Origin of the sequence: Rhodococcus sp. IEGM 1305 (genome assembly GCF_030058635.1) — a bacterium.
Taxonomy (GTDB): Bacteria; Actinomycetota; Actinomycetes; order Mycobacteriales; family Mycobacteriaceae; genus Rhodococcus_F; species Rhodococcus_F opacus_D.
Map to the genome: position 1 here is coordinate 363,510 of NZ_JASHKX010000002.1, position 11,678 is coordinate 375,187.

Sequence of the window (11,678 nt, forward strand, 5' to 3'; positions counted from 1 at the left end):
GCCGGGCCGTCTGAAGCCGATCAGAACGCTGCTTCGTCGAGCTCCATGATGTCGTTGTCGATGTTGGCGACGATGCTGCGGGTGGCGGTCAGTTCCGGCAGAACGTTCTTCGCGAAGAAGGACGCGATGGCGACCTTGCCCTCGTAGAACGCCTTGTCCTTGTCGGAGGCACCCTCGTCGAGGGCCTTGATCGCGATCTCGGACTGGCGGAGGAGCTGCCAGCCGATGAGCAGGTCGCCGACGGACATCAGGAAGCGGACGGAACCGAGGCCGACCTTGTACAGCTCGGACGGCTGCTCCTGCGCACCCATGAGGTACCCGGTGAGGGTGGCGGCCATGGTCTGGACGTCCTCGAGGGCGGTGGCGAGCAGGGCGCGCTCGGCCTTGAGGCGACCGTTGCCTGCCTCGCTGTCGATGAACTTCTTGACCTCGCCTGCGACGTGGGCGAGTGCCACACCGCGGTCGCGGGCGATCTTGCGGAAGAAGAAGTCCTGCGCCTGGATGGCGGTGGTGCCCTCGTACAGCGAGTCGATCTTGGCGTCGCGGATGTACTGCTCGATCGGGTAGTCCTGCAGGAAGCCGGAGCCACCGAAGGTCTGCAGGCTGTCCGTCAGGTACTGGTACGCCCGCTCGGAACCGACGCCCTTGACGATGGGGAGCAGCAGGTCGTTGACGCGGAACGCGAGGTCCTTGTCGGCGCCGGACACCAGCTTGGCGGTGGCCTCGTCCTGGTGCGCTGCGGTGTACAGGTACACGGCGCGCAGGCCCTCCGCGTACGCCTTCTGCATGGCGAGGGCGCGACGGACGTCGGGGTGGTGCGTGATGGTGACGCGCGGCGCGGCCTTGTCCGTCATCTGCGTGAGGTCTGCGCCCTGGACGCGTTCCTTCGCGTAGTCGAGGGCGTTGAGGTAGCCGGTGGAGAGGGTGGCGATGGCCTTGGTGCCGACCATCATCCGGGCATGCTCGATGACGTCGAACATCTGCGCGATGCCGTTGTGGACCTCGCCGACGAGCCAGCCCTGGGCGGGAATGCCGTGGCCGCCGAAGGTGACCTCACACGTGGCGGAGACCTTCAGGCCCATCTTGTGCTCGACGTTGGTGACGAATACGCCGTTGCGCTCGCCCAATTCGTTGGTCTCGAAGTTGAAGTGCGTCTTCGGGACGAAGAACAGCGACAGTCCCTTGGTGCCGGGGCCTGCGCCCTCGGGGCGGGCCAGGACCAGGTGGAAGATGTTCTCGAACAGGTCGTCGGAGTCGGCGGAGGTGATGAACCGCTTGACGCCCTCGATGTGCCAGGAGCCGTCGTCCTGCTTGATGGCCTTGGTGCGGCCTGCGCCGACGTCGGAGCCGGCGTCGGGTTCGGTGAGGACCATGGTGGCGCCCCAGCCGCGTTCGACGCAGGTGGCGGCCCACTTCTTCTGCTCTTCGGTGCCGTTGTGGAACAGCACGTCCGCGAACGCGGGTCCGGCCTGGTACATGTGCGCGGCCGGCTGGGCGCCGAGGATCAGCTCACCGATGGCCCACACGACGGACCGGGGGACGGGTACGCCGCCGATCTCCTCGGAGAGTCCCATGCGGTACCACTCGGCGTCCCACAGTGCGCGGAACGACTTCTTGAACGATTCCGGCAGGGTGACGGTGTGGTTTTCGGGGTCGAAGACCGGAGGGTTGCGGTCGGCGTCGGCGAAGGACTCGCCCAGCGGTCCCTCGGCGAGGCGGGCAACTTCGCTGAGCATGTTGCGGACGGTGTCGGCGTCGAGATCGCCCCACACGCCTTCACTCAGCGGCTGCTCGAGACCGAGTACCTCGAAGAGGTTGAACTCCAGGTCGCGGACGTTGCTCTTGTAATGGCCCATGTCTTCTGTCTCTCCCAGTGAGATGGTGCGGTCTATCCGTTAGTACCGCCCAAGTTATTACTCGTCGGTAACATCAGCGATATTACGCCCGATTTACCTGACTGCCAAGACTCGGGCGGTGGGCGACGACGAGCGCGTCGATCGCCGTTCCGGCGTCCGTCTCGCGGAATCGTCGTTCGGCGACGTCGACGGAGAGTTGCCCGCCGAGCGTGTTCACCAAATCGTCTGGTGTGTATAGGATTTCAGCGTCCTGGGGACCCCCGACTCCCTGCGACAAGTTAACGGCGTCATGCCCCAAAATCATGAGGATTCCATCAGGTTTCAGCGCAGATATGGCGCGGTTCACAACCTGCAGACGCTCCTCGGGGGCGAGATGGAGGTAGATCATGAGCACGAGGTCGTACTCGCCGCCGAGGTCCGTATCGGTGACGTCGGCGACGCGGTAGTCGAGCCTTTCGCGGACCGAGCGGGGTGCCTCGGCGGCCACCCGGCGGGCCTTGTCGACGGCCACGGCCGAGTAGTCGAGCCCCGTCACCTCCCAGCCGCGGGTGGCGAGCCAGTGCGCGTTGCGGCCCTCGCCGCATGCGAGGTCGAGTGCGCGGCCGCGGGGGAGCGAGGTGACTCGCTCGACCACGACGGCGTTGGGTGGCGCGCCCCACACCAAGTCGCTCTGTGAATACCGTTCGTCCCAGGCAGCTGCATCCATGCCCCGACGCTAGTACGCGGGCTACGGAGTGAGTGTGGTCCGCATGAGGAGCACGTTGTAGTTGTTGTGCACCGTCGTGAGGAAGTAGAGGTCGCGGCCCGACGACCACGGGTGGATGTAGGCGCCGTACGCCGTGGGCAGCTCCCGGGTGTCGACGAGCACCTCCGGTGGGCCCCACGGTCCGGTGACCGACGGTGAGCGGCGCATGACCACGGAGTTGTACTGGTCGGTGGTCAGCATGAGGTATTGGCCGAGGTACTCGTTGTACGCGACGGACAGTTCGCCGACTCCGCCCGGCATGATCGGCTTGGCGACGTCGGGGTTGCCCTTGATCCACTTGGCGCCGTCGAAGTATTCGTACGCGCCGAGGTCCATGATCTGGGGTTCCGGAACCCGCGCGATGTGGACGAGTCCGCCGCGGCCGGCGGGTGTTCCGTACTGGTAGACGAAGCCGTCGGCCTTGACGAAGGCGCTCATCTGGAAGTTGGCGTTGCCGCCGACGTTCGGGCGCTGCGTCTCGGGGGCGACGGTCCAGTTCTCGCCGTTGTCGTGTGAGTACACGAGACCGGAGTAGTTGGTGTCCCACGTTCCCGCCGGTCCCCAGTTCTTCACCGACATCATGCTCAGAACCTGGGTGTTGCCGACGGCGACGCCGGCGGTGGGGATGCGGCTGATTTCGACGAACGGGATCTTCGGGCTCGGGACGAGCTCCTTGGACTGGCCGAAGATGTCGCGGGGAGAGCTGTCGAAGTTCATCCCGTCGGCAAGGATGCCGTCCGTGCTGCGGAACAGTGTGCTGCTGCGCCAGGCCCACAGGCTGCCCGACAGCAGGTTGGGCAGTCCGAGCCCGGCGGAGTCGCCGAACGCCGTGAGGACCTGCCCCTGGCCGTTGTCCCACATGATGCCGAGGTCGGTGCCGAGGACGTTGGCGTCCTGGGTGCGGTTCGGGCTGAGCATGCCGGTCTGCTGTGCGACCGCCTGGGTGCGTCCGGTGAGGTGCGGAATCCCGTTGGTGCCGTTGAGTCCGGGGATCGGATTGATGGCGTTGGGATTCGCGGCGGCCGGGCCGGCGAATGCGATCAACGTCACGGCCGCGCCGACGAGTGACGCTGCTGCAAGAGCTCTGGTTCGCTTCACGAAGGACACTCCATCTCTAGCAGCAGGCGGCACTGCGTGGCCCGAAGAGACCACTCCCCCTACCGGTGATCAACTGCTGGAAATCGCCAGAAGTCTAACAAGTCTGTTCTTACGAAAGTGTCGGTTTGACCGCAGTGTTCGTTTCATCGGCACCCCCGCCGAACCGATATTACCGACGAGTAACAGGAACCGGTGCTACCCGCTGGGCGGTCGCCGACGTAACGTGTGCTGGCGACAAGTCCACACTGCGCGTAACCACGCGGGACCTGATGAGGAGATCGATCGATGGGAAAGCAGATTGCCACCGTGGCTGGAGGTCGGCAGTCCGCCCTTCTCGGGCTCGGCGTGTACCGGCCCGAACGGGTCGTCACCAACGACGAGATCTGTGAACTGATCGACTCGAACGACGAGTGGATCCAGTCGCGCTCGGGTATCCGCAACCGGCGGTTCGCGGCGGAGGACGAGAACGTCGTCACGATGTCCATCGAAGCCGGGCGTAAGGCGATCGAAGCGAGCGGGATCGATCCCGAGCAGATCGGCTGCGTCATCGTCGCGACGTCGACGTACCTCCTGCTGACCCCGCCCGCCGCGGCGGTGGTGGCCGACGCCCTGGGCACCAACGGGCCCGGAGCGTTCGATCTCGGCGGTGGCTGCGCGGGCTTCTGCACCGCGCTGACCGTGGCGTCGGATCTGGTTCGCGGAGGGTCCGTCGACTACGCCCTCGTCGTGGGCGTCGAGAAGATGAGCATCACCACCGACCCCACCGACCGCTCGACGCGATTCATCTTCGGTGACGGCGCCGGCGCCGTGGTCGTGGGCAAGAGCGACGTCGCCGGCATCGGTCCGGTGGAGTGGGGTTCGGACGGCGCCCAGGCCGACGCCATAGTGCAGGACCTGGATTGGTACGAATACATCACGACGCCGGGTGCCACGCGCCCGTACATCAAGATGGCCGGTACCGCGGTGTTCCGCTGGGCCGCCTTCGAGATGGGCAAGGTGGCCCTGCGGGCGATCGAGAAGGCCGGCATGTCGGTCGACGATCTCGACGCGTTCGTCCCGCACCAGGCCAACTCGCGGATCACCGAGGTGATCGCCCGCAGCATGAAGCTCCCCGAGAACGTGCCCGTGTCCGACGACATCGCCGAGAGCGGCAACACGTCGGCCGCGTCGGTGCCGCTCGCCATGGAGGAGATGCTGCAGTCCGGCGCAACCAAGCCCGGCGACACCGCCCTGCTGCTCGCCTTCGGAGCCGGGCTGTCCTACGCGGCCCAGGTCGTGACGATGCCGGTACTCGCGAAGAACTGACCCGGGCCCGTCGGGGTCAGGAAAGCAGGGGTCGATGAGTGTCACCCGGCAGTCGGTCGCCGTCGCGGTGCTGATGTCCGGCGCCGTGGCCCTCGCGGGCTGCGGCGGCGGGAGCACCGGCGGCGGCAGCACCTCGACGGTGTCCGGCTCCGCGGTGGAACTGAACTCGGGCGGTGACTGCGCGGGCCGCGACGTGATCGTCGACAGGGACGGTGCCGTGGTCGTCCTCGACGGCGAGTGCGGCACCGTCACCATCGAGGCCAACGGCGTCTCGGCGAACGTCGCGACGTCGAACGCGGTCGTCGTGAACGGTCAGGACACCAACGTCGTCGGCGGGCAGACCGGAACGCTCACCATCTCGGGACGCAGCAACAGTGCCATCATCGACGTCGTCGAGTCGATCGACGTGCAGGGCAACGCCGTCACCGTGCTCGGCAAGCAGGCGGGGCGGATCTCGGTCGGCGGCAGCGGGAACTCCGTGACCGTGGACGACTCCGGTGCGATGACGGTGAGTGGCAACGACAACTTCGTGCGCGCCGTGTCCCTCGACTCCCTCGAACTCACCGGGTCCAACAACTCCGTCGACTGGGATTCCGGTGCGCCGGCCCCGTCGGTCGACACGGGCTCCGAGAACCGGCTCACCCCGCCCGGCGCGTGATCACCGGGCTCCGCAGCCGGTGAGCACCGCGGACATCGCATCGCGCTCGGGCGGCGTCACCCAGAGCCGGTACGCCACTTTCACTTCCACCTGCCGCGCCACGTAGGTGCAGCGGTACGCCGCCAGCGGGGGCAGCCATGTCGACGCGTCGGCGTCGCTCTTGCGCTGATTGGTGGGTCCGTCCACCGCCTGCAGATTGCGGGGATCGTTCGCGAGGTCCGCCCGGGTCTGCGCGTCGAGGAGCTGAGCGCCCTTCTGCCACGCGTCCGAGAGTGCCACCACGTGATCGATTTGCACGGCGTCCGACGTCTTCGTGCCCCGGGTGAACGCAATGATGGTGCCCGTGTAGAGATCCCGCAACGTGCCCGACTGCACCACGCAGTTGCGGGTGCGGTCCCGTGACGTGATGTCGACGAGGTCGCGTCGCAGGATGTCGTTGCGGGTGTCGCAGCCGTTGCGTCCGAGTTCGACCGACACGTTGTCGGTCCAGCTGGCGCCGAACAGTTCCCGGTCGTAGCCCGTCTTGGGTGCCCGGCCCTTCACCTCGAGGGTGGACAGTTGCGTGAACGCCGTCTGTATCTGTTGTGCGTCAGTGACTTCCGAGGGTGCGACCGGTCCGGTTCCGGCGGCAAGGGTGTCGTCGGGGTCCGGAGTGAGCATCGTGACGAGCACGACGACGAACAGCCCGGCGAGGATCCAGGCCCACTTCGTGCGGATGGTCGTGATGATGGAGCCGGTATTCGGTACCGCAGAGCGGGGCATGAATCTCTCCTGAAATCAACGCTGTTCGTCATTTCTATCAGGAGTGGTCGCGCGGACCGGTGAGCGACCCGGGTTTACGTGGTGGCGCCGTGCAGCAGAGGAATCAGCAACTCGTCGTCGCTGAGTGCGCCGTGCTGCCCGGGCAGGGCGGACAGCCTCGACTCCGCCTTGCGGCGGACCACCGCGACCCCGCCCTGGGCGATGGCGACGACGTCCCCGATACGGCCCTGCACCTCGGACCGCACGGCCGGGCCGAACAGTCCCGCCGTGACGGCCTCGTCCCTCGTGCCGATCCACATTCGGTGTCCCAGTTCACTCCTCCACCGGTCGGCGACGTCGTGCCCGGCTCCGGCGCGGGTGTGGACGTGCCTGCACCGCGGTTCGCCGGCGAGCGCCACCACGTCGTCCGACAGGACGGGAGTGGCGTCGAAGTCGATCTTGTCCGCGTCGTCGACGATGACCATGCCGTGGTCGGCGGTGACGTACAGGTGGGTGTCGGGTTGTGCCGCCGCGAGTCCCGCGGCGAGCCTCTCGACGAGCCGGTCGACGAGGGCGACCTGGTGCAACCAGGATTCGGATCCCGGTCCGTAAATGTGACCGAGCGTGTCGATTTCGCTGAGGTAGCAGTAGGTGAGGGTCCGGTCGCCTGCCCGGGCCGCGGTGACGACGTGCGCGATCAGGTCACCGTATGCGTGTATTCCTGCGAACGTGCCGCCGCGGAGGACGGCGCGGGTGAGCCCGGACCCGTCGAACTTCGCGGGAACCACCGTCGTACACGTGATACCGGCTGCCGCGGCGCGTTCGAACACGGTCGGAGCGGGCTGGACGACCTCGGGCACCAGCCGGGTGAGTTCGTCGCCCTTGTGGCCCGCGCGCCACGACAACCAGTTGAGCGTGCCGCGAACCTCACGAACGTATGACTGGTAGCCGGTGATGCCGTGACTACCGGACGGCAACCCCGTGCCGAACGACGCGATGCTGGTGGCGGTCGTGGTGGGGAAGCCGGCCCGGATCGGCCGTCCCGTCAGGCTGTCGAGAAACGGGGCGTGTTCGCGGTGGCGACGCAGCGATGTCCAGCCGAGGCCGTCGATCAAGAACACCACGGTGTGCCTGCTGTCCGGCAGGTGCAGCCGGTTGGGTTCGCCGGCAACGCCGAGTGCGGCGAGGACGGACGGCATCAGGGCGGACAGCGTCGGCTGCGAATACACGTCGAGCGGGGGCGCCGTAACGGTCATGACTTCCACTATGGTGTATCGGCTCAGGCTGCACTTGGGATATCGGCTCAGCCCGCAATGTGGAGAGTCGGCTCAGCCGACACGGTGGTACAGGTCCACGGGCTGGCCGTCGGAGGGAAACGGCAGCGAGGTGTAGTTGAGCGGGGCGACGTAGCCGGGGCTCACCTGCCAGTCGAATCGCCGCAGCAGGTGGTGCATGACCGTCTTGATCTCGGCGCCCGCGAAGTGCATCCCCAGGCATTTGTGCACGCCGCCGCCGAACGGCTCCCACGCGAACCGGTGAACCTTGTCCTCGCGGCGTTCGGGTGCGAACCGTTCGGGGTCGAACCTCTCCGGATCGGGCCAGTACTCGGGCATGTGATGGGTGAAGTGCACGACCACCGACATGTACGTGCCCCGGGGGATGTAGTGGCCGAGCACCTCGGTGTCCTCGACCGCGCGGCGGGCGACCACCGGGACCGGCGGAACGAGGCGCAGGCATTCCTTCATGACGAGGTCGAGGTCGGTCAGTTCGTCGAGTTGACCGTAGGTCGGGGTGGACGTGCCCAGTGCCGCCGACTGCCGTCTGCACCGCTCCTGCCAGTCGGGGTGCTGACCGAGGTACTGCATCATCGTCGACAGCGTGATGGTGGACGTGTCGTGCGCCGCCATCAGCAGGAAGATCATGTGGTTGACGACGTCGTCGTCGCTGAACCGTTGCCCCTCTTCGGATTCGATGTGGCACAGCGCGGAGAACAGGTCGTCGCCGGCGCCCGCTCGCCGCGCGGGCAGGTAGCGGCGGAAGAACTCCTCGAGTCGTGCGCGCCCGTCGATGCCGCGCTTCCACCGCGTTCCGGGCAGGGGATACCGCACCACCGACGTGGCGGCCTGCACGCTGTCGATGAACGCCTTGTTGATCTCGGCCATCTCCCGGGGCGTCGACCCCTCGGCGCCGCCCATGAAGATGCTCGTGGCGAGATCGAGCGTCAGCTCCTTCAGCGCGGGGTACGCGGCGAAGCCCGGGGTGGGCTGCCAGCCGTCGAGCCCCTTCTCGACGGCCGGATGGAGTGCCTCGGTATAGCGCGACAGCCGGTCGCGGGTGAAGGCCTGCTGCATGATTCGCCGGTGGGCGAGGTGTTCGTCGCCGTCGAGCAGCATCAGCCCGCGGTGGAAGAACGGCCCGATCAGCACGCTCCATCCGTCGCTGTTGACGAAGGCCCGGTCCTTGTTCTGCAGCACCGTCTGGCAGCCGTCCGGTCCGAGCACGGTGACCCACCGTTTGCCTGCCATGCTCAGCCACGACACGGGGCCGTAGCGATCCCAGCGACTCTGCAGCAGTCCCATCGGGTCGCGGAAGTAGTCCAGTGAGTGTCCGATGACGGGGAATCCGGCATTGCCCGAGATGGGTTGCAGGGTGCTTTGTGGTGGGGGAGCAGCGAGAACTTTGGGCATCGGCCCTCCTCGTGGCGTATGTGACAGGACTCTCTGTCAGATGTGTGTAGTGTGCGTCACACCTGTAGGTCTGTCAACATCGAGTCATGAGTTCACCGGCGCGCCAGTACCGCGGTCGAAGTTCGGAGGAACGCGCCGCGGACCGGCGCGCGCGACTGCTCGAGGCAGGACTGCAGGTGTTCGGCACCGTGGGTGGCGAGAAGGCGACCATGACCGCGATCTGCGCCGAGGCGAAACTGACGGAACGCTATTTCTACGAGGGCTTCCGCGACCGGGACGACCTGCTGGTGCAGGTGATCGAGGGCATTGCCGCGGAGATCGCGGAGGCGACGCGGGTCACCCTCGAGACCGTGACCGGCGACCCCGAGGTGCGGGCGCGGGCGGCGATCGCGACGTTCGTCGACATCCTGACGGCGGACCCGAGGAAAGGGCGGGTGTCGATCATCGAATCGGCGGGCGCCGAACCGCTGCGGACGCGACGGCGTGAATTGTTGCGGGCGTTCGCCCTGCTGGTCGCGGAGGAATCGAAGGAACTCTACGGCGACCGGGCGTGGTCGTCGCCGCAGGACGAGATCACCGCGCTGCTGTTCGTGGGCGGGCTCGCGGAGCTCATGACGGCGTGGCTGAACGGCGAGATCGAGGTGTCTCCCGAGCAGATCGTCGATGCCGCGACCTACCAGTTCACGTCCACCGCACACCGCTGATCGGGTCCCGGGCGGAAACGTGACGGGTGTCACGTGCGAAGCTGTGGGCATGGTGGATATCGCACGCCCGCAGTTGGAGGGCACGGTCGCGGTAGGCGAGGGGCGTCGGCTCGGCTTCGCGGAGTTCGGTTCGGCACAGGGCAGGGCGGTGTTCTGGCTGCACGGCACACCCGGTGCGCGGCGTCAGGTGCCGATGGAGGCTCGGGCGTTCGCCGAACGCGAGCACGTCCGGCTGATCGGGATCGACCGGCCGGGGGTCGGGTCGTCGACGCCGCACCGCTACGGCGCCGTGATCGACTTCGCCGAAGACCTGCGGACGGTCGCCGACACGCTGGGCGTCGACCAGATGGCCGTGGTCGGCCTGTCCGGTGGCGGGCCCTACACACTGGCCGCGGCGTACGCGATGCCCGACCGCGTGGTCGCGACCGGAATCCTCGGGGGTGTCGCGCCGACGAAGGGTCCCGACGCGATCCGCAGCGGGCTGATGGATCTCGCCGTCCTGGCGGCTCCGGTGCTGTCGGCGGGCGGTGTCCCCGTCGGGTTGGCGGCGAGTTCCGTGATCAGGCTGGCGAGACCGTTCGCGTCGCCGATCATCGACCTGTACGGGCGGCTGTCGCCGGAGGGCGACCGCCGTCTGCTCGCGCGGCCGGAGTTCAAGGCGATGTTCCTCGACGATCTGCTCAACGGCGGCCGTAAGCAGCTCAGTGCACCGTTCGCCGACCTCGTCCTGTTCGCGCGGGACTGGGGATTCCGGGTGAATGCGGTGAAGACCCCGGTGCGGTGGTGGCACGGCGACTGCGACCACATCATTCCGCTCCGGCACGGGCAGCACATGGTGTCGCTTCTTCCCGACGCCGAGTTCCACACGATGCACGGGGAAAGCCATCTCGGGGGTCTGGGCATGTCGGAGGAGATTCTCCGCTCGCTCCTCGACATCTGGGACGCCAAGGAGGCGCAGGCGCCGTTCGGCCCGGTGTGACGGTGGCGCGTTCTGCGCGCCACCGTCACCGGATCAGGACTGCAGCGTCGTGATCTGAAAGGTGGCGCCGAGCGGGTCGGCGACGGACGCGAGCCGCCCGAACGGGGTGTCCTCCGGTTCGCGCCGGACGCTGCCGCCCAGTTCGGTCACCTTCGCGACCGCCGCATCCGTGTCCTCGACGCCGATGTAGAACTGCCAGAACGAGGGGACGCCTTCGGGCAGGAACGAGTCGGCGTCCATGACTCCGGCCACGGTGCGGTCGCCGAGGTTCGCCTGCGAGTACCGGAATTCGTCTGTGTCGCCGAGGGTCCGGAAGGTCCAGCCGAAAACGTCCGCGTAGAACGGGAGCGCCGCCGCGTAGTTCCGCGACAGCGTTTCGTGCCAGACGGGCGCGCCGGGCTCGTCCACGAGACCGAATCCGTCGTGCTGATCGGCCTGCCACACGCCGATCACGGCGCCGGCCGGATCACCGAGGATGGCCATCGTGCCCTGGTCGCCCACGACCATTGCGGGCATCATCACCTGGCCGCCCGCCTCGGCGGCCTTCGCCGCGGTGGCCTCCGCGTCCTCGGACGCGATGTACGTGGTCCACACGTTGCCGTACGGGTTGCCCTGCTGTTGCGGGCCAAGGCCCGCAATGGGTTTGCCGTTCATGCTGAAGATGGAGTAACCGCCGTACTGCGGATCCTCGTTGGTGTCCGACCTCCACCCGAGCAGTCCGGTGTAGAACGGAATGACCTGTCGTGGGTCGGAACTGGTGAGATCGATCCAGCAGGGAGCGCCGGTGAGGGACGGGCGGTCGGGCATCTCGGTCTCCTGGGATGTCTGGGGTTCGGTGTGGTGCCGGTCACAAACCTACGCGTCCCGGCGACCTGCCGTCGGTTCGTGCCGGCCTGTGGAAGACT

At 67.4% G+C, this 11,678-nt stretch carries 11 protein-coding genes; 4 read left to right on the forward strand and 7 right to left on the reverse strand.

Features of this window, described 5'->3' with window-relative positions; translation table 11 throughout:
• Positions 1 to 20: 20 nt before the first annotated feature.
• The 3 genes from QM693_RS05285 to QM693_RS05295 form a co-directional block, all read right to left on the reverse strand.
• Positions 21 to 1,856: an acyl-CoA dehydrogenase gene (locus QM693_RS05285; RefSeq protein ID WP_005243698.1), complete on the reverse strand. Its 1,836-nt coding sequence runs from the start codon at positions 1,854 to 1,856 to the stop codon at positions 21 to 23.
• Between the two features lie 82 nt (positions 1,857 to 1,938).
• On the reverse strand, positions 1,939 to 2,562 hold the full coding sequence (locus tag QM693_RS05290; protein ID WP_283351632.1) for a class I SAM-dependent methyltransferase: 624 nt from the start codon (positions 2,560 to 2,562) through the stop codon (positions 1,939 to 1,941).
• A gap of 21 nt (positions 2,563 to 2,583) precedes the next feature.
• Entirely contained in the window at positions 2,584 to 3,699 is a 1,116-nt protein-coding gene (locus tag QM693_RS05295) for a glycoside hydrolase family 183 protein (RefSeq protein WP_283330890.1), read from the reverse strand.
• 285 nt (positions 3,700 to 3,984) lie between these two features.
• On the opposite strand from QM693_RS05295, the gene QM693_RS05300 reads away from it, so the two are divergent.
• On the forward strand, positions 3,985 to 5,004 hold the full coding sequence (locus QM693_RS05300; protein WP_105417277.1) for a beta-ketoacyl-ACP synthase III: 1,020 nt from the start codon (positions 3,985 to 3,987) through the stop codon (positions 5,002 to 5,004).
• 34 nt (positions 5,005 to 5,038) lie between these two features.
• The gene (locus tag QM693_RS05305; RefSeq protein ID WP_283351633.1) at positions 5,039 to 5,662 is read left to right on the forward strand and encodes a DUF3060 domain-containing protein; all 624 of its coding nucleotides are present in this window, start codon (positions 5,039 to 5,041) and stop codon (positions 5,660 to 5,662) included.
• Here QM693_RS05305 and QM693_RS05310 read toward each other — a convergent pair whose 3' ends face one another.
• The 3 genes from QM693_RS05310 to QM693_RS05320 form a co-directional block, all read right to left on the reverse strand.
• Positions 5,663 to 6,424 carry an HNH endonuclease family protein gene (locus QM693_RS05310; protein WP_283351634.1) on the reverse strand — a complete coding sequence of 254 codons (762 nt, stop codon included), beginning with the start codon at positions 6,422 to 6,424 and terminating at the stop codon, positions 5,663 to 5,665.
• A 74-nt stretch (positions 6,425 to 6,498) separates the two neighbouring features.
• Positions 6,499 to 7,659: an alkaline phosphatase family protein gene (locus QM693_RS05315; RefSeq protein ID WP_283351635.1), complete on the reverse strand. Its 1,161-nt coding sequence runs from the start codon at positions 7,657 to 7,659 to the stop codon at positions 6,499 to 6,501.
• 72 nt (positions 7,660 to 7,731) lie between these two features.
• Complete coding sequence (locus QM693_RS05320) at positions 7,732 to 9,090, reverse strand: cytochrome P450 (RefSeq protein WP_283330894.1); 1,359 nt, start codon at positions 9,088 to 9,090, stop codon at positions 7,732 to 7,734.
• 86 nt (positions 9,091 to 9,176) lie between these two features.
• Between QM693_RS05320 and QM693_RS05325 the strand changes: the two genes are divergently transcribed.
• Positions 9,177 to 9,794 (forward strand): TetR/AcrR family transcriptional regulator, encoded by a 618-nt coding sequence (locus QM693_RS05325; RefSeq protein ID WP_283351636.1) that lies wholly within the window; start codon positions 9,177 to 9,179, stop codon positions 9,792 to 9,794.
• Between the two features lie 49 nt (positions 9,795 to 9,843).
• Positions 9,844 to 10,773 carry an alpha/beta fold hydrolase gene (locus QM693_RS05330; RefSeq protein WP_011597417.1) on the forward strand — a complete coding sequence of 310 codons (930 nt, stop codon included), beginning with the start codon at positions 9,844 to 9,846 and terminating at the stop codon, positions 10,771 to 10,773.
• 33 nt (positions 10,774 to 10,806) lie between these two features.
• Here QM693_RS05330 and QM693_RS05335 read toward each other — a convergent pair whose 3' ends face one another.
• Positions 10,807 to 11,580, reverse strand: coding sequence for a VOC family protein (locus QM693_RS05335; RefSeq protein WP_283351637.1), 774 nt, complete (start codon positions 11,578 to 11,580; stop codon positions 10,807 to 10,809).
• Positions 11,581 to 11,678: the final 98 nt, after the last annotated feature.